Annotated in this window: 23 protein-coding genes; 12 read left to right on the plus strand and 11 right to left on the minus strand. The window is 55.8% G+C overall.

Annotated elements, in window-relative coordinates; translation table 11 throughout:
* Positions 1-152: 152 nt before the first annotated feature.
* A complete protein-coding gene (locus QJ48_RS38505; RefSeq protein WP_054972496.1) occupies positions 153-1,529 on the minus strand; it encodes a S8 family serine peptidase in 1,377 nt (458 codons plus the stop codon).
* Between the two features lie 23 nt (positions 1,530-1,552).
* Positions 1,553-2,320 (minus strand): protease inhibitor I9 family protein, encoded by a 768-nt coding sequence (locus tag QJ48_RS38510; RefSeq protein ID WP_054972497.1) that lies wholly within the window; start codon positions 2,318-2,320, stop codon positions 1,553-1,555.
* Positions 2,321-2,584: 264 nt separating this feature from the next.
* On the opposite strand from QJ48_RS38510, the gene QJ48_RS04735 reads away from it, so the two are divergent.
* The 5 genes from QJ48_RS04735 (at position 2,585) to QJ48_RS04755 (ending at position 8,631) form a co-directional block, all read left to right on the plus strand.
* Complete coding sequence (locus tag QJ48_RS04735; protein WP_054972498.1) at positions 2,585-3,199, plus strand: TetR/AcrR family transcriptional regulator; 615 nt, start codon at positions 2,585-2,587, stop codon at positions 3,197-3,199.
* A gap of 34 nt (positions 3,200-3,233) precedes the next feature.
* Positions 3,234-4,439 (plus strand): HlyD family secretion protein, encoded by a 1,206-nt coding sequence (locus tag QJ48_RS04740; RefSeq protein ID WP_054972499.1) that lies wholly within the window; start codon positions 3,234-3,236, stop codon positions 4,437-4,439.
* Positions 4,420-5,574 (plus strand): ABC transporter permease, encoded by a 1,155-nt coding sequence (locus QJ48_RS04745; RefSeq protein ID WP_054972500.1) that lies wholly within the window; start codon positions 4,420-4,422, stop codon positions 5,572-5,574. Before QJ48_RS04740 ends, QJ48_RS04745 begins: the two co-directional genes overlap by 20 nt.
* Positions 5,571-7,418 carry a hypothetical protein gene (locus QJ48_RS04750; RefSeq protein ID WP_054972501.1) on the plus strand — a complete coding sequence of 616 codons (1,848 nt, stop codon included), beginning with the start codon at positions 5,571-5,573 and terminating at the stop codon, positions 7,416-7,418. The genes QJ48_RS04745 and QJ48_RS04750 overlap by 4 nt, the downstream gene beginning before the upstream one ends.
* Before the next feature lie 304 nt (positions 7,419-7,722).
* Positions 7,723-8,631 carry a polysaccharide deacetylase family protein gene (locus tag QJ48_RS04755; protein ID WP_054972502.1) on the plus strand — a complete coding sequence of 303 codons (909 nt, stop codon included), beginning with the start codon at positions 7,723-7,725 and terminating at the stop codon, positions 8,629-8,631.
* 84 nt (positions 8,632-8,715) lie between these two features.
* On the opposite strand, the gene QJ48_RS04760 is transcribed toward QJ48_RS04755, so the two are convergent.
* Both QJ48_RS04760 and QJ48_RS04765 read right to left on the minus strand, forming a co-directional pair.
* Positions 8,716-10,041, minus strand: coding sequence for a 6-phospho-beta-glucosidase (locus tag QJ48_RS04760; RefSeq protein WP_054972503.1), 1,326 nt, complete (start codon positions 10,039-10,041; stop codon positions 8,716-8,718).
* Positions 10,038-11,021 carry an N-acetylglucosamine kinase gene (locus QJ48_RS04765; protein ID WP_054972504.1) on the minus strand — a complete coding sequence of 328 codons (984 nt, stop codon included), beginning with the start codon at positions 11,019-11,021 and terminating at the stop codon, positions 10,038-10,040. The genes QJ48_RS04760 and QJ48_RS04765 overlap by 4 nt, the downstream gene beginning before the upstream one ends.
* 229 nt (positions 11,022-11,250) lie before the next feature.
* Here QJ48_RS04765 and QJ48_RS04770 point away from each other — a divergent pair, with 229 nt between their 5' ends.
* A complete protein-coding gene (locus QJ48_RS04770; RefSeq protein WP_063858020.1) occupies positions 11,251-12,042 on the plus strand; it encodes a GntR family transcriptional regulator in 792 nt (263 codons plus the stop codon).
* Between the two features lie 73 nt (positions 12,043-12,115).
* Here QJ48_RS04770 and QJ48_RS04775 read toward each other — a convergent pair whose 3' ends face one another.
* Complete coding sequence (locus QJ48_RS04775) at positions 12,116-12,925, minus strand: helix-turn-helix domain-containing protein (RefSeq protein WP_054972505.1); 810 nt, start codon at positions 12,923-12,925, stop codon at positions 12,116-12,118.
* A gap of 145 nt (positions 12,926-13,070) precedes the next feature.
* Between QJ48_RS04775 and QJ48_RS04780 the strand changes: the two genes are divergently transcribed.
* Positions 13,071-13,520 (plus strand): SRPBCC family protein, encoded by a 450-nt coding sequence (locus tag QJ48_RS04780; RefSeq protein WP_054972506.1) that lies wholly within the window; start codon positions 13,071-13,073, stop codon positions 13,518-13,520.
* Here QJ48_RS04780 and QJ48_RS04785 read toward each other — a convergent pair.
* From QJ48_RS04785 to QJ48_RS04795, 3 genes are all read right to left on the minus strand, one after another.
* The gene (locus QJ48_RS04785; protein WP_054972507.1) at positions 13,514-13,888 is read right to left on the minus strand and encodes a hypothetical protein; all 375 of its coding nucleotides are present in this window, start codon (positions 13,886-13,888) and stop codon (positions 13,514-13,516) included. The two genes, QJ48_RS04780 and QJ48_RS04785, sit on opposite strands and share 7 nt — an antisense overlap.
* Before the next feature lie 161 nt (positions 13,889-14,049).
* Entirely contained in the window at positions 14,050-15,237 is a 1,188-nt protein-coding gene (locus tag QJ48_RS04790) for an acyltransferase (RefSeq protein ID WP_054972508.1), read from the minus strand.
* A 216-nt stretch (positions 15,238-15,453) separates the two neighbouring features.
* On the minus strand, positions 15,454-16,347 hold the full coding sequence (locus QJ48_RS04795; protein ID WP_054972509.1) for a hypothetical protein: 894 nt from the start codon (positions 16,345-16,347) through the stop codon (positions 15,454-15,456).
* Positions 16,348-16,554: 207 nt separating this feature from the next.
* Between QJ48_RS04795 and QJ48_RS04800 the strand changes: the two genes are divergently transcribed.
* The 5 genes from QJ48_RS04800 to QJ48_RS04820 all read left to right on the plus strand — a co-directional run bounded on the left by QJ48_RS04800 (position 16,555) and on the right by QJ48_RS04820 (position 21,634).
* Entirely contained in the window at positions 16,555-17,208 is a 654-nt protein-coding gene (locus QJ48_RS04800; RefSeq protein ID WP_054972532.1) for an HAD family hydrolase, read from the plus strand.
* Complete coding sequence (locus QJ48_RS04805) at positions 17,205-17,969, plus strand: DUF429 domain-containing protein (RefSeq protein ID WP_054972510.1); 765 nt, start codon at positions 17,205-17,207, stop codon at positions 17,967-17,969. The genes QJ48_RS04800 and QJ48_RS04805 overlap by 4 nt, the downstream gene beginning before the upstream one ends.
* A 190-nt stretch (positions 17,970-18,159) precedes the next feature.
* Complete coding sequence (locus QJ48_RS04810) at positions 18,160-18,600, plus strand: flavodoxin (RefSeq protein ID WP_054972511.1); 441 nt, start codon at positions 18,160-18,162, stop codon at positions 18,598-18,600.
* Between the two features lie 272 nt (positions 18,601-18,872).
* Positions 18,873-19,544, plus strand: coding sequence for an HAD family phosphatase (locus QJ48_RS04815; protein WP_054972512.1), 672 nt, complete (start codon positions 18,873-18,875; stop codon positions 19,542-19,544).
* Between the two features lie 398 nt (positions 19,545-19,942).
* Positions 19,943-21,634: a long-chain fatty acid--CoA ligase gene (locus tag QJ48_RS04820; RefSeq protein WP_054972513.1), complete on the plus strand. Its 1,692-nt coding sequence runs from the start codon at positions 19,943-19,945 to the stop codon at positions 21,632-21,634.
* A 238-nt stretch (positions 21,635-21,872) separates the two neighbouring features.
* Here QJ48_RS04820 and rocF read toward each other — a convergent pair whose 3' ends face one another.
* The 3 genes from rocF to QJ48_RS04835 form a co-directional block, all read right to left on the minus strand.
* The gene (rocF, locus tag QJ48_RS04825; RefSeq protein ID WP_054972514.1) at positions 21,873-22,784 is read right to left on the minus strand and encodes an arginase; all 912 of its coding nucleotides are present in this window, start codon (positions 22,782-22,784) and stop codon (positions 21,873-21,875) included.
* A 155-nt stretch (positions 22,785-22,939) separates the two neighbouring features.
* Positions 22,940-23,344, minus strand: coding sequence for an aminotransferase class III-fold pyridoxal phosphate-dependent enzyme (locus QJ48_RS04830; RefSeq protein ID WP_054972515.1), 405 nt, complete (start codon positions 23,342-23,344; stop codon positions 22,940-22,942).
* A gap of 250 nt (positions 23,345-23,594) precedes the next feature.
* A complete protein-coding gene (locus QJ48_RS04835; RefSeq protein ID WP_237762809.1) occupies positions 23,595-24,728 on the minus strand; it encodes a serine hydrolase in 1,134 nt (377 codons plus the stop codon).
* Positions 24,729-25,101 lie beyond the last annotated feature (373 nt).

A 25,101-nucleotide genomic window follows, 5' to 3' on the forward strand; every position in this document is an offset into this window, starting at 1 on the left:
CCCTTTCGACAGTCATAAGGCCACAAATCGAGGGAATCGGTTTTCCAGCCGTAGCTGTGAAAGGCAAAGTGCATGACCCGACCGAAGCCAAAACACACTTGGCGAGAAACGACGAAAACTGCGGCCTGATCGAAAATTGCGTAAATCCAGTTTCATAATTTGTACCAATGCCTGAAGAACAATATCGTATGCCGGCCGTCTCTTAAGTCGATAAGGGGCATCACGACGAAGCTTTTGGTTCCGACGGGATATTTGCCGTCCAGTTTCGTAGCGAGCACCTTGGTGCCGGAATAGGCTTTGCCGGGACCGCTCGTCGGCGTTCCCCATTCCCAGATTCCGGTATCGCCGCCAAATTCAAAGCCTTGGATATGTTCTTCGAAATTTTGCTTATAACCGAGCTTGACGCCTTCGGAGATTTCAATGGACCAAACCGTCGTTTCCGTAGTATTCCCGCCAAAATCCGTCGCGCGGATCTTATAGTCTACACCGGGGACCGTCAGCAGCGATTTCGGAATATCGGCTTCATACTGGCCGTCCTTCGCATCGCCCGACACGAGCTGCATCGGTACGGATGTCCAATCGTCCGCGCCCTTCGCCCGAACCGACACTTCCGCACCGGTTATGCCCGTCTGGTCTTTGACGTCTGCGGCAACGGTCAGATCCATCACGTTGAAAGCCAGCGGAATGGGCGTATGCGCGATAACCGGCAGATCGGCGTCCTTCCCGTCGATCGAGATTATGCCTTCCACGGTTCCTATCCCTTGCTGCAAGGACGATACGGCATTCAAGGCGTTGATCAGCCCCCATCCGTAGCCGTTGCTGGGAACTTGGGGATAGTCGTTGTCCGTTAGCGGAACCGCCGTTTCCTTTAAAATGGCTTCCACTTGATCGGCGGTTAACGAATGATTGGCCTGCAGCAGCAGGGCGGCTACCCCGGCGGTATGAGGGCTTGCCATGGACGTGCCGTTTAAAGATTTGTACCCGCCCCCGGGCACGGCAGAGCGGATGCTTACGCCCGGCGCCGCCACTTCCGGTTTCACCGTTCCGTAAGGCGAAGGTCCGCGCAGAGAGAAAGCGGCCAGTTGATTCTGGTAATTGACGGCTCCGGTGGAGAACGATTCGGGATAGTTGGCCGGAGCGGTAACGGAACCAGGTCCGCCGTTATTGTCCGGAGGCTTCGTATTCCCCGCGGAGAAAAAGGCCATGATGTTGGCTGCCCGCCACGACTTGACGATGTCCAGGAAAAACTCGTTTTTTCCTGCCGGAATATTCCCCCAGGAGTTGTTCACGATATCGGGAGCCAATTCGGGGTGCGCGTTGCCGTGCTTATCCTTCGGCGCCAAAATCCATTCGCCGGCATCCAGAATGGCCGAATCCGTCGTTTGGCCGTTCGAATCAAATACTCGGGCGGCCATCCATTTGGCCTGCGGCGCTACCCCGATCTTATTGGCGTCTTCCGGATCGGAGCCGACCATGGTGCCCATTACGTGTGTGCCGTGGCCGTCGCCGTCGTAAGGCAGCTTTTTCATTTCGAGCGTGGCGTCATACCAGCTTAATTCCGGGTTGACGATATTTCCTTGCGCGTCGAACCCCCTCCATTTCGTTGGAGTGCGGGGTGGGTATAATCGACGCCCGAATCCATATTCGCCACGACGATTCCCGTTCCGTCAAAGCCCATTTGCCAAGCCTGCGGAACGTTGATATTTTTCAGGTTCCAAGGAACGTTGTCGGAGCCGGCCGGTTGCGGCAGGGCACGTCCGTCCGCTTGCTCCGGCGCTTTATTCAATTGGTATACCTGGTTTGGCAGCACCTTTTCCACATCGGGGCGGGAGGCGATTTGCTCCATGACCTCTTTGGTGCTCGTGACCGCCATCGCGTTTACGATGAAATAATGTTTATAGTCCTTGACTTGCCCGGTTTTTTCCATTCGTTCCAGGTCGCTTGAGATGCCGGCTTGGGCACGTTCCGCCGTATCCTGCAGCGTATGAATAACCGTATTTCTGACGGACGCTTTCCGCTTGGCGGACGTTTCTTTCATGAATGAGGACCGCTGCCGGGCTTGGGTGGAGATCCGCTCGACATCGACCTGCTCGTTAAATTTCACAAGATAGGAAACGAAAGCGTCTTGATCAAATGCTTCTTGAAGCTGCACATCGATTTTCTCTGTCGCCGCATGGAGCTTGCGTTCATCAGGCAATGGCCGAGCCGCCGATTCCATGGTATTGGCATTCGCCATCGCGAAGCCGGCGGGGGATGATGAAAAAAGAATTAAGAAAGCAAGCACGAGGTTAAACCACTTAGGTATGATTTTAAAATACACTCCCCCATGTCCTCCTGTATTGTTTGTTTAGAAACAGAACAAATTGTACTACACAAAGATTTTTTTCGTAAATACAAATATTTTGCACTAGTGCAAAAATAGCTGTGCAACCAAGTCAGACATCCTCCTAAATCAGGTAAAAAAAATGGTTAGTTTTCTATTGACAGGTTAGATTATCCAGTATAAAATACCAATCAGAGATCACTTGAACAAACGTTCAAAACAAACGTTCAAATTCGTGTTCGAATCGAAAGGGAGGTCTTCATGAAACCAGAAGCGCAGGGAAAAGACGTCAAGCTGAAAATATTGAACGCCGCCAAGAAGCTGTTCGCAAAAAAAGGCTTCGAGGGCACGACGGTACGGCAGATTTGCGATGAAGCGGGAGTGGCGCTCGCTCTGGTGTCTTATCATTTCGGCGGCAAGGAGAACGTGTTCTACGCACTGTTCGAAACGTTCGCCCCGGCGTTCCTGGCAGCGGAGTACGACCTCGAAGATCCTGCACAGGATTTGCAAGCGTTCGTTCGTGAGTTTGCGCTCTTCCGCTTGGCGGAGCCGGAGCTGATCAACATCCTTCAGCAGGAGGTCATGATGGAGAGCCCGCGGCTGGAGAAGCTTCAGTCGATCATCCACGTACTGTGGCGACAGCTGCGCCTCATTCTTGAAGCGGGCAAAGCCAAGGGGCAGTTTGAGTTTGATTCGACCCGCCATACAGTGCATTTTATCGTAGGTACGCTTGTGTTTTCGCGCAGCAGCCCGTTTCTCGACCCCGTATTTCAGGACGAGAACGAATCGAACCAGCCTACGGCGGCCGAGACCGAAAAAATGGTTGTGGAACTGACAACCAAATTCATTTTGAACGGAATCAAAAGCAAGATATAGAGAAGAGAAGCATCGGGAGAGGGGAACGGAGGAAATGAAGAAACAAGTGGCGGCGATCGTCGTATTGGCATTAGCGCTCAGTGGAGGAGGCTGGATGCTTGCGGCACAGGGGAAGGATGCGGTAACGCTGGCTTCTTCCAATAAAGGAAGCATTCTGACGGCAGAGCAGGTGAATGTTTCGTTTCAAGGCGTCGGCGGTAAAATCATCGATCTGCCGATCAAAGAAGAGCAGACGGTGCGTAAGGGCGACGTGCTGATGACACTTGATCCGACGGATATCGACCTGCAGCTCCGCAAAGCGCAGGCCGATGTGGAGGTTACTACTTTAAAGATCAAGCAGGCGGAAGACGGCATCCAAGTCGCCCAAAGCAAGCTGGGCAATGCGGTGAAGCAGGCGCAGCTCGGCTTGTCGCAGGCGGAGACGCAGGAGGCGCAGGTGGCGGACGGAGCAAGAAGCGAGGACATCGAACGGCAGAAGCTTGCCGTCGCGGCCTCGGAGGAAGCCTACACGCATGCGCTCAAGCTGTACAACCAACTGCTCAATACGGAAGAGACGTACGATAATAATCCGTATTCGTACAAGGATCACCGCGACGCGGTCGAGAATGCGCGCAGCCAGGTAGCGACGCTGGAGAATGCGAGAAACCAGCAGAAGGCCGTTCTGGATAAAATGCTCGCCGGCGCTACGGATAAAGAACGCAAGCTGGCGGCGCTGCAAGCGGACCGCGCCAAGGCGGTCGTCGAGCAGCAGCAGCTCGCCGAAGGCGATATCGCGAACCAGCGAATCGGCATTGAGGCGTTGAACAAGCAGCTGGAGCAATTGAACATTTTGATGGAATCGCTGAAGGTGCAGAAAGACCGCTTCACGCTGCGCGCTCCGGCTGATGGCAAAGTGGTCAAAATCATGCCGAAGACGGGCGAGAATGTCGGCTCCGGGATGCCGGTCGTCGTATTGGAAACGGGCAAGCTCTATTACGACTTGTATGTCGATGAGCGACAAGTCGGCAAGTTCCAGGCCGGTTCCGTTGTTCCGACGCATTTTGCCGCGCTGCCGGACAAAGTGGAGGGCAAAGTGCAGTTCGTCACGGCCGCGCCGCAATTCGCCGCGCTTCGCATGAGCCGGGAGAAAGGTACCGCAGATTTGAACTCGTTCCAAGTGCGTGTCTACGTAGAGCGGACCGACAAGCTGCTGCCGGGCATGACAGCGGAGGTACATGTCGATGAAATCCCTGCTCGATGAAACGAAATACGCGCTATCCGGCAAATTCGTCCTGGCGATTCTGATCGCTCCGCTTATCGTGGCGGCACTGTTCGGCTACATGTTCAAGAACGGTCAAATCAACGAAGCGCCGATGGCGGTCGTCGATGAAGACAACAGCTTGTACAGCCAGCAGTTTATCGACAAGGTGAACGCGTCCCAATATATGAATGTCGTGGACGTGTTCCACGAGGCGATCCCGCCGGAAAAGCTGATGGCGAATGAAAAATATATGGTCATCATGTACCTGCCGCGGGGAATGGAGCAGTACCGTTTCCAAGGGAAGCAAATTAATGTAGGCCTGCTCATCGACAACTCGATGCCGTCGGCTATCGGGAACATACGTTCCGGAATGCAGGAGCTCATTACGATCGAAAACACAACGCTGTCCGTAGGCAAGCTGAAGGTCATGGGCCTCGGCGACGATGCGGCGATGGGGATTGCCTCCCCGCTCTCGCTGCAGCAGCGGCTGCTGTTTAACCCGACCTCCGACTTTATAGGCTTTATGGTTGTCGGTTTCGTCAATGTAGTGGCTCTGGGGATTACCGCCATCGCCGGGGCATCGATCGTCCCTCGTTTGCGGGTGGAGGGCCGGCTGGAGGAGGCGCTTCGTTCGCCGATCGGGCTCTGGTCGCGCGTGCTGCCGTACGCGGTCATCTCATGCATCAGCTTGATGCTGGCCTTTGGACTTCTGAAGCAGCTTGGCGGGCTGAGATTTGTCGGGAATCCGCTGGAATTTCTGGTTCCGCTGCTGCTCTACACGCTGACGGTCACGCTGATGGGCATGGTCGTCGGTTGGACGGCGGCGGACCCGTCGAAGGTGGCGCTTCGCACCTATGCGATTGTGTACCCGTCCTTCATGCTGTCCGGTGTGCAGGTAGCCACGATTATATTCCCCGGGCCGATTCAAGCGGTCAGCAACATGCTGCCGCTGACCTGGCTGTTCAAATTCATTCGGGGCATCGGCTACCGCGGCGGCGCGCTTGAATATTTCGCAAGGGAACTCGGTGTATTTGTAGTGATGATCGGCGTGATGTCGCTTGCCGTCGGATTGCTGACGATGTGGGAGACGCGCCGGGCTAAGGTAAATTCAACAGTGGGAGAGGTTGCAGCATGACGAATTCGAACCATCAATGGAAAAAAACAGCACTATCCGTCGTATTGACGGCTTCCCTGCTCGGTACGGCATCCATTCCGCCTGCCATGGCGGCTTCGGTTGCACCGGAGGCTGTCGCAGCGGCGGACGCGTCGAAGCCGGCTCAGGCATCCGGCACGATCGCCGGAACGCCGCAGCTGCAAAGCTATGCGCTAACGGATAAGCTGCAGGTCGAAATCAAGAGCCTGCTGAACGAAACGACCAGTGAAGGCACACGCATCGCTGCGGTCGTGCGGGTTCGGAGCTCGGACGCCAAGGTGGCGAAAATTCCGGACCTGGAGCTGCGCGTTAAAACCGCCGACGGGTACGAATATCCGATGCAAGCGAGCGTGTTTAACGCCCATGCCATTCGGCCGGGCACGACCGAGGAATTGAACTTCCTCGTCAAGGTGGACCGTCGGGACCCGTCGGAGTTGACTGAACTCGTCTGGTATGCCGTCGATTGGTACTCGTATCCGAAGAAGGAGACCGTGCAGCTTGCAGTGCCGGTGAAAGGGCAGGAATGGACCGGACCGCTGTCGAGCTTCACGAACTCCGCTTCATCGGTGCTGCCGTGGGAGCGCTCCTTTACGTTAAGTCCGGCGCTGGAATCGCCGCTCGTTTATACGCCGGTTTCGGTGAACCGGGACAATACGCCGCAAGGTCCGGTAACGACGGTGAAGATGCGCGTGGAGAATCCGTCCGCGACCAAAGAGGCTGTTCCTGATTTTTCCATGGACGGCAAATCGAATGGGAACGGCAGGACCGATAAAACCGTCTTCCCGGGAAAACGGGTCGAGGCGTCGCCGCTGGTGCTTGAACCGAAGGAGCAGCGGTACATCCATTTCGCCATCCCGACCGATAAAGATACCGTGCTCACGAGCTTCAACGTACTGACCCCGGAAACGTTCCGCCAGCTCGATCCCAAGGGCCAGCCCAGCCAGGTTTCCTACAGCGTGGGACGTTATCAGGTGGCGCTGCCGGTCACGAGCAGCACGACGGAATTCAATGCGGCCAAGCCTTACGAACTGGGCCAGCCTTTCACATTTGATAGCTTGTCCGATACGATCGATCCGCACCTGTCCGTGTCGATGGTCGAGTTCCATCGTCATGAGAACGACGGCGAAGGCTATCAGACCGTGATTGCGAAGCTGCTGCTCACGAACAACAGCGACCTGCCGGTTCCGGTGCCGACGTTCCAGACGAAGTTGATTACGTCACAGGGCATGACGTATTCCGGCAATCGGCAAGCGGGGACGATAACGGAAATTATGCCGCAAACGAGCTATGCCGTCAGCTATGCGTTCAACATGCCGACCGAGAACCAGGACGAGCAATACGTTCTGAAGTTCACGGATGCGAAGACGGCAGCACCGGCCTCGACAGCGATCGGGGCGTACCGTGTGGCCATGCAGGAAACGAAGCTGGATCTGGCAAATATGTCGTTCTATCCGTTCAAGGTGAAGCTCAACGACTGGACGCTGAACGCGCGGTATAACGTACCTTCGGCGCTTTCTCCGAATACGCCAATCAGCTATACGTACCGTATGAAGCTAGATATGGACATTGCCCGGAACGAGCATGTCGTCGTCGATCCGAATTCGTCCAAAATGCAGTTGGAGCTGGTAGATAAGACGGGCAGAATATTGTCGACCAAGTCGCTACCGTTCAGCGGCGTCAACCGGTTGATCAGCGGCGTCCAGTTTATTCAGTTCGATACTCTGCGTACCGAAGAGCACGAGTATCCGCTGGACATTAATATTTACGAAGTGATCACGACCCCGACGGGCGAAGCGAAGCGGCTTGTCGGCGTTCTGAAGCAATAGGAAGGTTTTTAACCGCAACGTGTATATGACCTATCCGAAGAAGCAGGTTCTCTCAGCGAGAGCCTGCTTTTTTATGTCGGCGGTTCAGAAGCTGGAAAGAGTATGCTAAAATAGCAGCATAAGGAGCTCATATATAAACAGAGATGGAGACAGATCCGATGCGCTACGATACAAAAGAGACAAGGAACAGGTCGTTGAGCTTCGTTTTTACCGGCGCGAGCTAGATGCGGCGCTCCGGGCGTTTGAGCTTCCGGAAGAGACTACGCACGCACAGTTTAAACGATCCGAATAAGGAGAGATTGGCGTGAATACTGCCGAAGCATTGGGATACGGCAAGAGCGACACACTTTTAATCGTCAATGCCGACGATTTCGGAATGTGCCATGCCACGAACGAAGGGGTACAGCAGTTGTTGCTGGAGGGCGCTGTATCGTCGGCTACAGTCATGATGCCCTGTCCATGGGCAAAGGAAGCGGTGAGCTGGGCGGCAAAGCATCCGGTTTGCGACGTTGGCGTGCATTTGACCTTCACCAGCGAATGGCCGACCTACAAATGGGGTCCCGTCACCCGCTCATGCCCGGTCGCTTCACTCCTCACAGCGGAAGGCTATTTTCCTGCGGACAGCGAGACCGTCGAACGCGAAGCGGACCCGGACGACATCCGCCGGGAGATCGTGAGCCAGATCGAGCTGGCGCTGCGGATGGGTCTGAATCCGAGCCATGCGGACAATCATATGGGGAGCTTGTACGGGCTGCATACGGGCCGGGACTTTCTGGAGATCGTCCTGGACGTTTGCACCGCCTACGGGCTGCCGTTTCGCTTACCCCGGTTTTTGGAACCCGGCGACCCGGGCATTCCGCCGCAAGCGTACAAGATTGCGGAAGAGCGGGTAGCGCTGGCCGACCGGAAGGGCGTCGCGATCATCGATCACCTGCGCAGTCTGCCCTTCGTGCAGGGGCCGGGGGAGACGTACGATTCGTTCCGGGACAGCATGGCGGTGTTGCTTCGTTCGCTGAAGCCAGGCATCACGGAAATCATCATTCATCCTTCGCGGATCGACGAAGAGCTCAAGGCCATTCATTCCCATTGGGAAAAAAGGGGAATGGAGTTTGAGGTGTTCCGCGATCCAATCATTCGTCAGGTGATCGCTTCCGAAGGCATCCGTTTGATTCGCTGGTCAGAGCTGCAGCGCCTTATGCGAATGAAGGCCTAGCCAAGTTCAAAAATTGCAAGATCCCGCCAAGAAGGCTCCAAAAGGAGCCAGCGGGATCTTGTCGTATAGGAGAGTGCGGCGTGGCTAATAATGCTGCCAGTAAGCAGGCAGCTCCGCTTTGTTTTCCCGCAAAATATCGTCCAGCACCGACTTGGCCAGCGAAGCGGAGCCGACGAGCGGATGGAGGGTCAGCGCTTGAAGCGCGGTGCCGTAGTCCCCGGTGACGGCAGCTTCGACCGTCAGCTCCTCATAAGCTTTTACCGCTTGCAGCAGCCCGCGGATTTTCGCGTCGATCGGCGTCGTAAGCTGCACCGGATGGGCGCCGTTCGCGTCGATCACGCAGTTCACTTCTACCGAAACGTCGTCCGGCAGGCATCCGATGATGCCGTTGTTGCGTACGTTGACGGTTTGGATATCCTTTTTGTTGTTGTAAATGGAAGAGACCAGATTCAGCGCCGCTTCGGAATAATAGGCGCCGCCGCGTTTTTCGAGCTGCGGGGGTTTGACGCTCAGATTCGGGTCTTTGTACATCTCGAACAGCTCGTCCTCGACCTTCTTCACGGCTTCGGCCCGTGTGCCGGTCGTTTCCGCCGCATGGAGCTGCTCTTTCAGCATCTCGTCGCGCAAATAATAATAACGGTGATAAGCGCACGGAAGCGAGCCGAGAGATTTCAAAAATTCGAGATCCCAGCCGAAATCCGGGATGTTTTTCATCGTAAACCCGCTTTGCCCGCTTGCCGCTTGGAAGAGCACCTGCCCGGTCACGTCGACGCCGTCCACGATCACGCGGGTCGTCCAATTCAGATGGTTAATGCCGATCATCTCGATGTCCACTTGGGAGACGTCGACGTTCAGCGCCTTGGCGATCTGCATCCGTGTGCCGATCGGCAAATTGCAGAGCCCCATCGTCCGGATGCTGGAATGCTTCAGCACGGCTTCCGTCACGATTCCTGCCGGATTCGTAAAGTTGAGCAGCCAAGCATTGGGAGCTAGCTCTTCCATGTCCTTGCAAATGTCCAGAATGACCGGAATCGTACGAAGCGCCTTGGCGAAGCCGCCTGCGCCGGTCGTTTCCTGCCCGATCAGATTGTAGCGCAGCGGAATGCGCTCGTCCCGGGCACGTGCCGCAAGCAAACCGACGCGAAGCTGCGTCGTGACGAAGTCGGCATCCCGGATCGCCTCCCGGCGGTCCAGCGTCAAGTGGAGATTGATGGGGACGTTCGCTTTTTCCAGCATGCGCTTGGCCAGGTTGCCGACGATTTCCAGTTTTTCCTTGCCTGCTTCGATATCGACCAGGTATAAATCTTTCACGGGAAGCTCGGGATACCGTTTGATGAAGCCTTCGATCAATTCCGGCGTGTAGGAAGAGCCGCCGCCGATAACGGCTACTTTTAACGATTCCTTTTTCATGCTTCATACCCTCCGTAAGCTGCAAATTTGGAATGAATAGCTTCGCCTGCCGCCAAACCCAGATGGTCCATGCCGAGCAGCACGGCGCCGTAGACCGGAGCCATCTCCGGAATGATCAGTTCGATGGAGCCGTGCTCCTGCCGGACCGTCTCCTCCAAGGCGGCGAGCAAATGCGGATTGCGGCCTTTCTGCACGACGCTGCCAACCAGCACGATCGGAATCGTTTCCTTCCGGAAGCCGCCCAGCCTGCGGATGACCGAGCACGCCGCAATGCCGAGCTCCCGGCCGGTCTCCTGCAGGATGCGGATCGCCAGGGCGTCGCCTTCGTCAGCCGCCTCGTGCAGCACGATCGCGAGATTGCCCTCCCGCAGCGAATAGATATCCCGGTCCAGAAAATCATTCACCATCTGCTCGACGGTATCGAAACCGAAATAACGAGGCACTTTGTGCTGCAGAACGGACGGAATTTCCCGGTATTCCCAGGAGCGAACCGCCGCTTGGAATGTCCGCGTCGCCATGTAGTGGCTGCCTGCGGCGTCGCCGTACAGCGTTCCGAGGCCTCCGGTTTGAATCGTGTGGCCTTCCTCGTTGCGTCCCGCCGCATTGGTGCCGCTGCCGCAGACGAGCACGACACCCGCATTGTCCGGACAGCCGATGCGAAGGCCTTCCATCGTATCGCAGACGACGTCCCAATTCGCAAAAGGCAGCGTTGCCAGCGCAGGACGAAGAATCGAGAAATCGTGCTCCCGGTCCGCACCCGCAAGGCCGTACTGGACGAAGGCGATATCGGCATAGGTCAGGCCGGCCCCTTGGACCGCCAGCTCTACCGATTGCCGGATATGCCCCAGCGCCTTCTCGATGCCGACAATCTGGTGATTGCCGCATCCGGCAATGCCGCTTCCCCGTTTGTTCCCTTGCTCGTCGATAACGACCGCGTACGTCTTGGTTCCGCCGCCATCTACGCCGATGATATAGCGCATGCTGAAGCCGACTCCTTTCCTTCTCCAAGAAGTATTTGTTATTACAAATATTATTTATTTGTATTTGTCACTACAAATTTAACATGCCTTTCGTGCTGCGTCAACGGGTCATTTTCGGATAAAACAAGCCCTTGAATACCTATCTTCAACATTGTATCCTATAGTTGTATCTAAATTTGTATCGAATGTACTGGAACAATGACTACGGGTTCATATCGGAGGTTTTAACGTGGCGAAAACGAAAGCGGACGCTCCGCTCTATCATAAGCTGAAGGGCCGCATTCTGGAGTTGATCGAGTCGGGACGCTACCGGCCGGGGGACCGCTTGCCGACCGAATACGAGCTGTGCGAGCAGTTCGAGGTGAGCCGGACGACGGTGCGACAAGCGCTGCATCATTTGAAGCTGGAGGGGCATATCGAGCAAACGCAAGGCAAGGGCACCTTTGTCGCTTCTTCCAAAATTCAGCAGCCGCTATCCAGCTATATCAGCTTTGACGATTACATGAAGCGCCTGGGGCTATCCGGCGAAACGAAGGTGCTGGAATTCGCCGTGGTGCCGGCAACCGCGCAACTGGCCAAGATGCTGCACGTCGCCGAAACGGACCCGCTCTTCAAGCTGATCCGCATGCGGTATGTAGACCGGGCGCCCTTGAAATATTCCATTACGTATATTCCGTGGAAGGTCGCGCCGGGTCTTGCCTTTGAGGAAATTCAAGGCTCGCTGTACGACGTGTTCCGCAGCAAGTACGGGCATCAATTAAGCAAATGCGTCGACTGGATCGAGCCGATCCTGACCGACGATCAGTACAGCGAATATTTGGAGGTCGCCGTCGGGGCTCCCGCCTTGATGGTTCGCTCGGTTACCTATGATACGGCGGGCATGCCGCTGGAACATTCGCAGGAAATATTCCGCGGCGACCGCTCGAAGTTCGTGCTGGAGCGCGATCTCCAGTCGCCTTCCGCCAAGTACACGGGACTGCTGCCCGACCCGTGGCAGCACGAGCCGGACGGCGTCGAATGATTCCGGAGCACGACAAAGCGGCCCGGTTCCAACGAACCGGACCTGCTCCACGCGCTTGTCTTGCTTATTCGGGTTAGCCGGAATGATGCTTTCTGACGTATTGCTCCGGCGACGGCCCCACGATCGACCTGAAATCGCGGATGAAATGGGATTGGTCGTAATAGCCGAGCGCCAAGGAAAGCTGCGACCAATCGGGAACGGAGCCATGATGCATCTGCTCGGCCGCTTCATGAAGCCGGTAGCGCCGAATGACCCATTTGGGGCTTACGCCGACATAGCGGTCGAACAAGCGCTGCAGCGTCCGCTTGTGCACTCCGGTTTGGCGCACGGCGTCATCCACTTTGACGATGGTCCGGTCGTTTTGGATGCGGCTGACGATGTCGCTGACAAAGCTGACGTTGTCGTCCGGCGCCGGGAGCCGCTCACTAAGGAACGTTTCCATTCGGCTCACCGCCGGCTCGATCTCCTCTTGGGCAAAAATTTCTTTCTCCAACGGACCGCTGTCCATACCGAACACTTCACGAAAGCTGACGGAGCTGTCCGTCAACCGGGATACCGGCTCGTTCAGGAAAGGATAGAAGCCTCCCGGCTTGAATTTCAGGCCAAGCACCCAGCCTTGGTCCTGCAGCAAATGAGAGGAGGTTGCGCTGGCAACGCCGTAAATGCGCGTAAGCTCCGGTTCGAACACCAGGTTGACGTTCGGGTGGGTCAATACCGTCTGACGATACGGCGCTTCTCCGCGCAAGTCCCATTTAACGACCCAATAACGCTGAACAAAAAAGCCAATCTCCGCTGAAGGCCGGAAGCGGGATAACACAAACTTTTTTTCGCCGGTTTTCGGGTGCAGTATTCCTCTTGGGGTCTCATCGGCAGTCGTATGCATCAAATCTCTCCCTTGTTCCGTCTTGCGGGAAAATCGTTCTGTCGCGTTTTTCCTATACGCTTGTCCGCAGCCGAATGTATAGTAAGAGTAGCAGTCGGGGCGTCCGATTGCAATTCCAAATTCATTGATGCGCGGAGGGATAAGGATGGATCTTGTTTACCATTACTATATCGGAGCGTCGCCGGAGGACGTTTGGCAGGTATTGATTTCGGACGAAGGCGTGAAAAAGACAATGTTCGGCTGTACGATCCGCTCCACCTTCGAGGTCGGCGCCGATTACGCGTATGTGGGACCTGGAAACGACGGAGACGAAACCGTCCACGTCTACGGCAAGGTGCTCGCCATCGAGCCGAACCGTCTGCTCAGCGTGACCGAGCATGCCGGACCGTCTTACCGAGAAAACCACGCCGAGCTGGAGACCCGGATCACGTTCACGCTGGAGCCTATGGGCATCTGCACCAAGCTGACGCTGGTCAACGACCGGTGGCCGGCCGATCACCCGTCGTACGAGAACGTCCAGCAAAGCTGGCCCATGATTTTGAGCAACATCAAAACCTACGCCGAAACGGGCAAAACGCTTGATTTCGGTTATTGATATCGTGTCAAACGGGACGGAGACTTGCTTCGTTCCGTTTTGTTTTCTGCGATTTTTGCGGCGGCATAAGCCACGATCAGAAGGATCGTAATCCAGACGGACCGTTCGAAGGCGATGCGAAAGCGCGCTTGCGTCCACAGGTCGTCGCCGATGATCAAATAAGCTACCCGATTGGAGATGCATAAGCCTCCGTCATGCATGCCGGGAATCAGATTGTAAAAGTAATTTTGCCCCAGACCGAAGTTGGCTACAAGCGATAACAGCACCGACAAGAGCAGGGCCGTGGAATAGACGGCCTTCGCGCCCAGCCGCTTGAGCACACCTGCGACCAGCAGCACGGCAAGCAGCGTTAGAGCCGCATAAAGCATACGGCGACCCTCCTTTTGCTAAAAGATGTCCATCTCTATCAGCATAGTAAGAACGAAGCGGTGTGACAATGACGCGCCGCTGACAATTGGATTACAAAAGCAGGTGCCGGGCGAGGCTCGAAAATCTGCTCCGCGACATGAAGCTCCCGAATTTAGCGATTTTAGCCCTTCATGCTGTCTGCCGACAGGCCGGGAACTGGCTGCGGTTTCTTTTTTGCTTTCCCCAAACCGGTCATCCATTGCCCGAGGAACGGAATCCTGGACAGCGCAAATGTGGCCAGCACCGACATCGCCGAGCAAAGAATAAAGGCAAGGATCATGCGAAGCGTGACGTTCACCTGCGGGAGCAGTACGTCAGAGAGCAAGGTAGAGCAGGTCAGCACCAACGCATGGATCAAATATGCGCCATAGGAATAGTGGCTGACCATCCAGAGCATACGGCGCGTAAGTCCCTTCGCGGATTCGGCGGCCCGTATTCCGAACTTATATGCCACAAGAATCGAAACGATCAAGAAAACCGCCGTCACCGGGCGCAGCAAAAGCAAGTCCTCGTAGTGATTCTGAGAAGCGGGGTTATTTTCGAAGCCGGCAACGACACGATACGTCAAGTAAGCGGACAAGCTAAAAAAAACGGCATACACCAGCGGCCCGTTGCGTCTCAGCCATTCCCTCCAGTGCGTTAGCGCCAAACCGGAGACCGCTCCAAGGACGAAGTAGTAGAAGAAATAGAGCGAGTTGCGGTCTGCATATTCGGTCAGCATCGGGGTCAGCACCGGCAGATTCCATTGCTCCGCCGCCTGGTAAATCGGCCATATTAAAGTCATGCCATACACATATACGGCAGCCAAAAGCACCATAGCGGCGATCGCGCGCCCAGATGTCAAGATCCGGCTTTGCACATTACGGATCACCCAGCGCCAAAGCGGAAACGTCACGTAAAACGGAATGATCATCACAATATACCATAAGTGATACGAGGCTTTGCCGGTGAATGCCAGCCCCGCGAACTGCTGTACGCCTGTGAAGAGGCCGGTGCTCTGCAGCAATGCGGGAGCAGCATAGATGAGGGACCAGAATAAATACGGGACGCCGATGTCCTTCAGCCGCTTTTGCAGAAACGAACCGTAACGAAGCGGCCCGTCATAATTGTAAAACAGCACGAGACCTGTAATAAAGATGAACACCGGAACGGCAAACTTGGAAATAAGAAGAAAAAGTGTAAACATCACGCCATCCGAAAGCGTTGTATCCGGCTCGGACAAATAGTGGCCGATCGAGTGCTGCAGCACGACGGCCAGAAAGGCAAGCGCCCGTAAAACATGTATTTCTTCAATGCTGTTTTTTTTCATTTCGATCTTCTCTAACCCCCTGATGACAGTAAACCTGCTGCTATGATTCAAACAACTCTATCATTATAGTGCAAAACGTAGCGTTTATGAAAGAAATGACGGGTTCTGGATTTCTGGAATTTTAGGAAAAATATCAATTTCTTTTCGCGAGCGCTGGTTCATCTGCTTCAGGTAAATGCGGTGGACGCCGTCCGTGTATGCGGCGGATGAAGTGATTTATCGGCGTCCTCTATGAAGCTTCGGGCCGAACCATACGACGGATGCCCCGGTTTTGGAAGGGGATTCCGGCTTCGGAGCTTTCGGCGGATGCGGAGCGAACAGGCGGGAAGGGGCGGTTTTGCGGGTCCGCGATTTGGCTCTCCGGCTGGCGGGCATGGTTTTGGTGACGGTTCGTTGTGCGGGTCTCGGCAGGTATGGCGATCTGATAAGCTGAGCCGAATCGTCCGGTGTAGAACCGGTCGGAGTAGAAACATTCGGAGGGTCGACGGATTCCGGTATGTCCGATAGCGGCGAGAACGATAGCGTCCGGGCCGCTTGATCATAAGCAAGCAGGCACAGCTGCCCTTTGTCCAGACGGAGCTTGGCCGCAGCGCCTGCCGACAGCACGAACTCTTTGCTCAGCTCATTTGCGGGCACCGAGAGGCGGAGCTTGACGGAAGCACTCCCGTGTCTGGCCCGCACGGTCCGACTCCTTCGTGCGCCGGCCATGCCAAGCTTGTTCAGTAACGAATACCCGATTCTTACTCTCGATTTCGTTCGGCCCTTTTCGGTAAGCAGGATGACCTGCTCTTTGTTCACGGTAATTTTGGTCAGGGTAACGGTATGTTCAAGCTCGTTATATTCCAACAGGCAGCGGGCTCCTCCCCGCAGGTAAGCAGCTTTGGCCGTAGCCGGTCCCATTTCGATGTAATGAAACGGGCATTCGTCGTCGTGTCCCCGCACGATGCGGATTTGTTTTACCGGACTGCCGCCGTTTTTCAAAACGACCATCGTTCCGTCCCGAAGCTTATGCAGCTCGTGTTCGTAGCCGTTCGCACAATCCGCGACCAGCGTCATCGTATCCTCGCTGTGCCCCGGATTCACCACGACATCGAATAGTCCTCTTGCCACTTCGATCCTCTCCCGTATTTCCGATGTAAGTTTCTGTCGACCTGCTTGCATCTCTATAGGGTATGTCATCCGCCGTCCCAAGGTATGTACACGTGTCCCTGGGCAACTATAACGAAAAAAGGCCGCGATCCCGGAAACACGGTATAATGGAGCTGGAACAGAAAGCAGCCTGGCTGCTGCGCGAGAGGAGAAGGAGCGATTATGGGGATGGCCCGCTATACACATATGTTGTTCGACCTGGACGGGACCTTGACCAATCCGAAGGAAGGCATTACCCGGTCGGTTCAATATGCTTTGGGGCGTATGGGAATCGAAGAGCCGGATTTGGACAAGCTGACGCCGTTTATCGGTCCTCCGCTGCAGGTGTCGCTGCGCGAGTGGTATGGGTTTACCCCGGAGCAGGCCCGGGAAGCCATTGGCTGGTACCGGGAATATTTCACGGAACGGGGCATGTTTCAAAACGAAGTGTACCCCGGCATCCCGAAGCTTTTGGCGGAGCTCGGGGCAGAGGGCCGCAAGCTGATCGTCGCGACATCGAAGCCGATCGTGTTTGCAAAGCAAATTTTGGGGCATTTCGGGCTGGACCGTCATTTCGCCTATCTGGCGGGCAGCGAGCTTGACGGGACGCGCTCGGACAAAGCGGACGTCATCGCCTATGCGCTGGAGCTGGCGGGCTTCCCGTCCGTTTCCGCCTGCTTGATGATCGGCGACCGGAAGTACGATATCGAGGGAGCCAGGGCTCACGGAATGGATTCGGCGGCCGTCGCTTACGGCTACGGCACCGCCGAAGAACTCAGGCTGGCGCGGCCCGCATATACCGCGGAAACCGTGCATTCGCTTGCGGAACTGCTGCGCGGATGAGCCGCCGGGGCTATGTGGGCGTCGACGGCTGTCCGGGCGGCTGGCTCGCAGTGGCGCTGTCGGAGGACGGACAGAGCTGGGCGGCAGACGTATATGAACACCCCCATCGCCTGTGGGAAGCCCACCGGGGGGCTAAGCTGCTGCTGATCGACATGCCGATCGGCTTGGCCGACGGCCGGGAGCCGCGGGCTTGCGACGCGCTGGCGCGGGAGCTGCTGAAGCCGGGGCGGGCTTCCTCGATCTTCGCCGCGCCGGTACGCGAGGTGCTGGGAGCGTCCGGCTACGCCGAGGCGAATGCCCTGCAGCGGGAGGTCAGCGGCCGCGGCTTGTCGCGCCAGTCCTGGGGCCTCGTACCGAAAATTCGCCGGCTGGACGAGCTGCTCCAGCAGGATATGGAGGCGCGCAGGCGCTTCCGCGAGTCGCATCCGGAGCTGTGCTTTGCGCAGCTTTTCGGCGGGCCGATGCGCCACGGCAAGAAAACGCCGGAAGGCTTCGCCGAGCGGCTCGCGCATTTAAGGCGGGTCTGCGCGCACGCCGATGCTATCGTCGCCGAGCTGCTCACGAGGTATATGCGCAAGACGCTGGTCCGCGACGATATGCTCGACGCGCTAGTGCTCGCGGTCACCGGCCGGTTCAGCGGCGGCGTATTGCGCGAGGTGCCTGCCGAAGGCGATGCGGACCGGACGGGGCTGCGTCGTACGATTTCATTCTACAAGCCGGAGGGACGCACGTTTGCTGCCGGGTTGCAAGAACATGTCTAGCAGTCCGTGCTTCACGGCGACTGCAAAGGTCGGGATTCCTTGAAGGTAAAGGGATTCCGGCCTTGTACTTTTTCCCGGACCGAAAATGGGCAGCTTTTCTCGAAAAAACATAATTGACAATGATAATCATTATCACTTAATATGGTTGAGGAAGTACATGGAACATTACGGAAAACGGAGGAGCTTGGAAATGAAATTGATTATTGTGTTTGCCAGCATGACGGGCAATACGGAGGAGATGGCCGACGAGGTCGCAGAAGGGGTCCGCGAAGCGGGGATCGAGCCGGTCGTCAAAAACGTGATGGATGCAAGCGGTCACGAGCTGGGAGAGTACGACGGCATTATTCTTGGAGCCTATACTTGGGGCGACGGCGAGCTGCCCGACGAATTTCTGGATTTCTACGAAGAGATGGACGGTCTGGAGCTGAGCGGGAAAAAGGCGGCTGTTTTCGGTTCGGCCGATTCCTCGTACGCGCAGTTCGGAAAGGCGGTCGACCTTCTCAAGGAGAAGCTGGAGGAGCTCGGAGCGGACGTTGTCGCAGAAGGGTTGAAGGTGGAGTTAAATCCGTCGGATTCGGATAAAGCCGCCTGCCGGGCAATCGGCAAACAGGTGGCAGACGCTTTGGCCTGATACGGCTGCGGCTGTCCGGCATCTTCCTCGGTCAAACGCTCCTCTTTCGCAACGGCCCTCTACGCTTTGAATCTCAAACACGCCGACCGGTGTGAGCAGTTTGGCACCCTCGTTGATCCGCGCTTTCTCCCAGCATCGGCATTGGCCTCCCGATCCTAGTATGGCATACGCTTGGAGCTCCGAAGGGAGCGTGATAAAATCAGTTCAGACGAACTTTGTCGAAGCTAGATTTCACGCTATGCCAGATCAGGAAGGGAGAGAGGGAAAACGATATGTTTACGGCCTTTATATTCGATATGGACGGCGTCATCATTGACAGCGAGCCGCTTCACTTCAAGGTGGATATGGAGGTGATGGAAGGGCTTGGCGTCCCGATTACGAAGGAGGAGCTGGAAGCGTATGTCGGGATGACCAACCCCGAGATGTGGACCCGAATCCGGCTCAAGTACGGCTTGGGGCCATCCGTCGAGGACATCATCGAATTGCAGCTGAAGCGGAAGCTGTCGTACTTGGAGGCTTCGGACGAGCGGCCGATCGAGGGGATCGCGGAGCTGCTCCATTCGCTGCATGGCAGCAAGCGGATCGGTCTGGCTTCTTCCTCGCCACGGGTGTTCATTGAGGCAGTGCTGACTAAATTCGGTCTGCTTTCGTATTTCGATTTTGTGATCAGCGGCGAAGAGGTGGACCATGGCAAACCGGCACCGGATATTTATTTGAAAACCGCTGAAATGCTCGGAGCCTCGCCCGACCAATGCATCGTTCTGGAAGATGCCCGTCATGGCGTGGCTGCGGCCAAAGCTGCCGGCATGACGTGCATCGGGTTTCAAAATGCAAATTCCGGGAATCAGGATTTATCAAAAGCCGACTGGATTGTCGGCTCGATCCGGCAGATCCGGCTTGAAGAGCTTGAGAGGCTGATCCCATCGGCCGAAGCGGGAGCTTAAATCGCCGCATAGTCGGTCTAATCACAGAGAAGCGCACCTTTTCGGGCAAGAGCGTCATTTGTACCCGAATCGGGTGCGCTTCCGTTTTCCTCTCCTTCCCCAGAAGAATCTACCAGAACCAGTCCCCATTATTCAATCGCTTGCCTCCTTATCAGAGGCTCATCTATGGCATAGACGCAGCGTGCAGCGCATAAATTACCAAGTACAGGGGAAATGGAGACGTTGTCGGACAACCTGGCCGATCGTGTGCTGCAAGCGGGCAAAGCGACGGTTCTGCGATTCGTCCGTCAGGCGGTTAACCGTTTCCCCAATCGGCCGCCGCCGAGGCGTCATGCATGACCGGCGAAAACGTCGGCGTCGGCCCCAGACCAAGGCAACCTTGCATGGAGGTGGTTTTAATGCCCGACAAGCCTTGGCTGCGTCACTATCCTGCCGAGGTGCCGCCGACGTTCGATTACCCGCGACATTCGCTGGCTTGTTTTTTGACGGAGTCCGCCCGTACATATCCGCAGCGCGCCGCCTTGGATTTTATGGGCAAAACGATGACTTACCGCACGCTTCTGGAGCAAGCGAGCCGTTTTGCAGACGCGCTCGTCCGGCACGGCGTGCGCCAAGGTGACCGGGTGGCGCTCATGCTGCCGAACTGCCCGCAAACGGTCATTGCGTATTTCGGCACGCTGCTCATGGGCGGCATCGTCGTGATGACCAACCCGATGTACACCCCGCGCGAGCTGGAGTACCAGCTCAAAGATGCGGGAGCCCGGACGATCGTCACGCTGGATCTGCTGTACCGTCGGGTATCGGAAATTGCCGAGTCCGCCGAGCTGAGGCATGTCATCGTCACGTCGATTAAGGATTACATGCCTGTCCCGCAAAAATGGCTCTACCCGTTGTTCGCGAAGAAGCAGGGGCTGGACCGGAAAGTCGTATACGGTAACGGTGTCTATCCGTTCCGGCAATTTATGGAGCGGGGTTCCCCGGAGTTTCGGCAAGCGGAGGTGGATGCGGAGCGCGATCTGGCTTTGATCCAATATACGGGAGGCACGACCGGGCGGGCCAAAGGGGTGATGCTGACGCATTATAACCTGATTGCCAATTCGATTCAAAGCCGGCTGTGGTCCTACCGTTTGAAGCCCGGACAGGAGACGTATTTGTCGGCGCTGCCTTTTTTTCATGTGTTCGGGCTTACGGTGCTGCTGAATCAGTCCGTTTATTTGGGCGGAACGCTGGCCCTCCTGCCGCGGTTCGAGACCGGTCTGCTGCTTGAAACCATCCGCCGGACGAAGCCGACCGTGTTCCCCGGCGCGCCGACGATGTATATTGCGCTTCTTCAGCAAGCCAGCAAGCCGCGGTTCAACCTATCTTCGCTGAAGCTGTGCATCAGCGGGGCAGCTCCGCTGCCGCTTGAGGTGCAGGAGCAGTTCGAGGCCATCTCGGGAGGCCGCCTCGTCGAGGGCTACGGCTTAACGGAAGCGTCGCCCGTCACGCACGGGAACAACATCTGGGAGCGGCGGAAAATCGGCTCCATCGGTATTCCGTTCCCCGATACGGACGCGCGGATTGTCGACCCGCAGACGCTGGAGGAGCTGCCGGTCGGAGAGGTCGGCGAGCTTGCCGTCCGCGGCCCCCAAGTGATGAAAGGTTATTGGAACCGGCCGGAGGATACCGCAGCGGTGCTGAAGGACGGATGGCTGTACACCGGCGATATGGGAAGGGTGGATGAGGACGGCTTTTTTTATATTTTGGACCGTAAAAAGGACTTGATCATCGCCGGAGGCTTCAATATTTATCCGCGCGAGATCGAGGAGGTGCTGTACGAGCACCCGGATGTGGCGGAAGCCGTGGTGGCCGGCGTGTGCGATCCGTACCGGGGGGAGACGGTGAAGGCGTATCTGGTTATGAAGCAAGGCAGCGAGGCGGGAGCCGAAGAACTCAACCGGTGGTGCCGGGAGTGGCTGGCCGCTTACAAGGTGCCCCATATTTACGAATTTCGCGACCATCTTCCCAAAACGATGGTCGGCAAGGTGCTGCGCAGAAAGCTGTTGGAGGAAGAGGCGGAACGGACGGAAGGCGAAACGCCCGGCGATTGATGGCAGGGTGCGGCCGGGGCACTGAACCGAAGGACGGTTCGTCCGATTCATGAGCGATAAGCGGGGTGAGCGAGCGTGGCGATACGGAATGACATCGAGCTTCTCGTCGCGCGGATGAATGCCGATCCGGGTCACAATGCTGGAGCCCATATTTAAACAAAGAGTGCTTCTGCAGGCAGCTGTACACGCTGCGGCAGAAGCACTTGGCTTTTGCAGGGATCGGAGGTACGGCAGCCGATCACAAAATTTGCTCCCCGAGCAGGGAGCCGATCAATTCGATGGCGAGCTGAGCCGTCTTCTGCCCCGTATCGAGCGACGGATTGACCTCGACCAGCTCGGCGGACGTCACGATTCCCGATTCGTGCAGCAGTTCAAGGGCCAGGTGCGCTTCCCGGTAGCTGAGCCCGCCTTTCACCGGCGTTCCCGTGCCGGGGGCTTCGACCGGGTCGAGGCTGTCGATATCGAAGCTCAGATGTACGCCATCCGTGCCTTTGCCGGCCACCTGAACGGCTTCTTCCATCACGCTGCTCATTCCGCGCCGGTCGATGTCGTGCATCGTGAAGCAGGTGATGCCCTGCGCTTTGATGGAGGCTTTCTCGCCCGGATCGAGATCTCTTACCCCAAGAAGGACCGTATGCTCCGGCCTGATCTTTGGACTAATGTCCCCGATCCGGGTCAGCCGTTCGTCGCCTTGCCCAAGACTTGCGGCGAGCGACATGCCGTGGATGTTGCCCGAAGGCGTCGTATCGGGCGTGTTCAAATCGGAATGGGCATCGATCCAGATCACGCCGAGCCGGCTATAGTGGGAGGCCAGCCCTGCCAGCGTACCGATCGCGATGCTGTGATCGCCCCCGAGAACGAGCGGGAAGCTTCTCTGCTGCACGATACGGGAGACGCCGGCGGCCAGCGCTTCGTTCACGGCCAGCACGTCGTGCAGATGCTTCAGGGCCGTAAGAGAAAGCGCATCCTGATCGAGCTGCGGCTCCGGCCAAGTCAACAGTCCGGCATCGTTCCATTGGACGCCGAGCCGGCGTAATTTTTCCGGCAGACCGGCTTGCATAATAGCCTCCGGTCCGCCGCAGGCCCCCCGGCGTCCGGCCCCCAAGTCAAAAGGAACGCCGAGGAGAGTGATTGAGTTTGCGCGGGTCATGAAGTCCAGCTCCTTCTTCTGTGCTTAGTTTAAGGCTCTATGCGCTCTCATGCTGCGGCAGCAATACTTCTTCGAGCCGCTCCAGCGCCATATCGAGCTCTTCCTTGGCAATGATCGGCGGAGGAAGAACAGCTCAAGCACTTCCCGGTCGGCCGCTACGGCGGATACGGGCAGCACGCCGCCCTGAGCGCTTTGCCCAGTACATACATGTCGGGCACGACCTGTTCCCAGTCGCAGGCGAACCGCTGGCCGGTCCGCCCGAAGCCGGTCTGAATCTCGTCGGCGATAAACAGCACGTTCCGCTCCTTGCACAGCTGCCAAGCTTGGCGCAAATAACCTTCCCGCGGCAGGTTAATGCCTGCTTCGCCCTGGATCGGCTCGACGAGAAAAGCGGCCGTATTCGGTGTGATAGCGTTTTCGAGCGGCTGCAAATCGCCGTAAGGAACAATCTTAAAGCCCGGGGTAAACGGTCCGGCCGAAGCCCTTCTTGTATTCCGGCGTTGTGGAGAAAGAAGTGACCGCAGGGTCCGGCCGTGAGAATTGCCTTCGCAAACAATCACTTCCAGGGAGCGCCATAATGCTCCGCCAAACGAATGATATCCGTCGTTCGGCTCACGTTAATTCACCTCGGAGATTGATTCGAAGATGGATGAAAACAGCCTGCTATAACTATATTCCACGCGGACTTCGACTGTACTTCTTTTTGAAGAAAGCCGAAAAGGGCCTGCCCATTATCAGGTCTTTATAAAAAGACTGGGAGGCGGCCCCTTCATATTTGTTTCGATCATCCAGCAGCGATTAGGAGGATGTTCATTTTGTCTGCTTTAATGCGGCAATAGCTTCCCGGAAGGCAACTACTTCTTCGAGCATTTCACTCTCTTGTGTGTTGACGCTGGTCTTGACGATAACGATGTTTTCCTTTTGGTTCACATAAATGGATTGGCCATAAATACCGCTTGCAAGAATTTCTTGGCTGTCACCGGGCAGCCACCACTGATTTTTATAGTATGGCATTCCCGGACTGCCGACATAGGTTTCTTTGACCCAGTTATCGGATATGATCCGCTTGCCGTTCCAGAGGCCGTTATTCAAGTACAAGCGGCCGAATTTGGCGTAGTCGCGCAGAGTTGCATTGAGGAAGGCGAATGTCATGTCATCGCCGTGCAAATCCGTGTTCCAATAGGCGCGGCTTTCCATGCCCAGAGGCTTCCATATTTTTTCTTCCAAATATTGCGCAGGCTGCTTTCCGGTTACTCTGTGAATGAGCATGCCCAGAACCTGGGTGTCCGATCCTTTATAGGTAAATGTCCCGGGTGGGGTTTCGGAAGGGAGAGTTGTCATTTTGCTGTTGAAAGATTTTCGATTCACAAATAATTCTTTGTACCACACGGTTCTGTAAGGCTCTTCAAAAGCGGGATATTTTACACCGGATGCCATGTTGAGGATATGTTGAATCGAGACGCCGTTATACCCCGACTGACTCAGCTCCGGCAAATAATCGGTGATCGGATCGTTTACGCTTCGAATATACCCTTCGTCTATGGCAATGCCGATTAGGGCAGAAGTGAACGATTTGGATATGGACCAGGACGTATTCAACGATTTCTGGGTATTGCCCAGGTAATAATTTTCCACCAATATTTTATCGTCTTTTATGATAAGAAGACCTGTTGTTACGGTGCGTGCAAGCAAATCTTTAAATTGTCGGGACTCTCCATTATACGTGTAAGTGAAATTTGGCAGTTTGCGGATATCTTTTTTGAACCGGTACACATTTTGTTTATCATTCTGGATCGTTCGGCTTGGGAAAACTTTATCCATAGAACGAAAATTTTGCACGATGTTCTTTCGGTCAAACAAGGTTAAAAACTTGGAAGGATTATAAGTTGCGGAGCTGACGGACAACTGCTGCTCATCCTGCCCGACTTCTTGGTCGCTTTGCATTTGGAGATTCTCGTAATCTTCCAAGCTCGCAATCTGCGATTCCTCCGCATGCGAGATGGAATAGAGAGGAGAGAATGAGCCAAACGATCCGATGACAAAAGTACCGAGAACCGCTGACATCAACCATGGTTTCTTGGGCATGTACTGTTACACCTCTTCTTGTAGTAATAGATTCATAGAAAACGATTACATGATTTATTTTACAATATTTAATAAAATATTACAAATAAAGAATATACTTCCTCAATGAGGGTGACCTAAAGAAAACAACACTCTGCCTAGAATTTGTCGCTTCCATATTTGGATGAATGGGATTACAACTTAATTAACGTAATATTTTATCATGCAACCCAGAAAATGGTTTCTCACTCGC

Origin of the sequence: Paenibacillus sp. A3, from assembly GCF_001399685.1 — a bacterium.
Lineage (GTDB): Bacteria > Bacillota > Bacilli > Paenibacillales > NBRC-103111 > Paenibacillus_G.

Excerpts from the sequence above, each read along its gene's own strand:
- QJ48_RS04750 (WP_054972501.1), top strand. The coding sequence starts at position 5,571 with ATGACGAATTCGAACCATCAATGGAAAAAAACAGCACTATCCGTCGTA.
- QJ48_RS38505 (WP_054972496.1), bottom strand. The coding sequence starts at position 1,529 with ATGAAAAAGCTGCCTTACGACGGCGACGGCCACGGCACACACGTAATG.
- QJ48_RS04805 (WP_054972510.1), top strand. The coding sequence starts at position 17,205 with ATGAGCCGCCGGGGCTATGTGGGCGTCGACGGCTGTCCGGGCGGCTGG.
- QJ48_RS04815 (WP_054972512.1), top strand. The coding sequence starts at position 18,873 with ATGTTTACGGCCTTTATATTCGATATGGACGGCGTCATCATTGACAGC.
- QJ48_RS04785 (WP_054972507.1), bottom strand. The coding sequence starts at position 13,888 with ATGCTTTATGCGGCTCTAACGCTGCTTGCCGTGCTGCTGGTCGCAGGT.
- QJ48_RS04780 (WP_054972506.1), top strand. The coding sequence starts at position 13,071 with ATGGATCTTGTTTACCATTACTATATCGGAGCGTCGCCGGAGGACGTT.
- QJ48_RS04735 (WP_054972498.1), top strand. The coding sequence starts at position 2,585 with ATGAAACCAGAAGCGCAGGGAAAAGACGTCAAGCTGAAAATATTGAAC.
- QJ48_RS04775 (WP_054972505.1), bottom strand. The coding sequence starts at position 12,925 with ATGCATACGACTGCCGATGAGACCCCAAGAGGAATACTGCACCCGAAA.
- QJ48_RS04745 (WP_054972500.1), top strand. The coding sequence starts at position 4,420 with ATGAAATCCCTGCTCGATGAAACGAAATACGCGCTATCCGGCAAATTC.
- QJ48_RS04760 (WP_054972503.1), bottom strand. The coding sequence starts at position 10,041 with ATGAAAAAGGAATCGTTAAAAGTAGCCGTTATCGGCGGCGGCTCTTCC.
- QJ48_RS04765 (WP_054972504.1), bottom strand. The coding sequence starts at position 11,021 with ATGCGCTATATCATCGGCGTAGATGGCGGCGGAACCAAGACGTACGCG.
- QJ48_RS04835 (WP_237762809.1), bottom strand. The coding sequence starts at position 24,728 with ATGCAAAGCGACCAAGAAGTCGGGCAGGATGAGCAGCAGTTGTCCGTC.
- QJ48_RS04820 (WP_054972513.1), top strand. The coding sequence starts at position 19,943 with ATGCCCGACAAGCCTTGGCTGCGTCACTATCCTGCCGAGGTGCCGCCG.
- QJ48_RS04790 (WP_054972508.1), bottom strand. The coding sequence starts at position 15,237 with ATGAAAAAAAACAGCATTGAAGAAATACATGTTTTACGGGCGCTTGCC.
- QJ48_RS04800 (WP_054972532.1), top strand. The coding sequence starts at position 16,555 with ATGGCCCGCTATACACATATGTTGTTCGACCTGGACGGGACCTTGACC.
- rocF (WP_054972514.1), bottom strand. The coding sequence starts at position 22,784 with ATGACCCGCGCAAACTCAATCACTCTCCTCGGCGTTCCTTTTGACTTG.
- QJ48_RS04810 (WP_054972511.1), top strand. The coding sequence starts at position 18,160 with ATGAAATTGATTATTGTGTTTGCCAGCATGACGGGCAATACGGAGGAG.
- QJ48_RS04740 (WP_054972499.1), top strand. The coding sequence starts at position 3,234 with ATGAAGAAACAAGTGGCGGCGATCGTCGTATTGGCATTAGCGCTCAGT.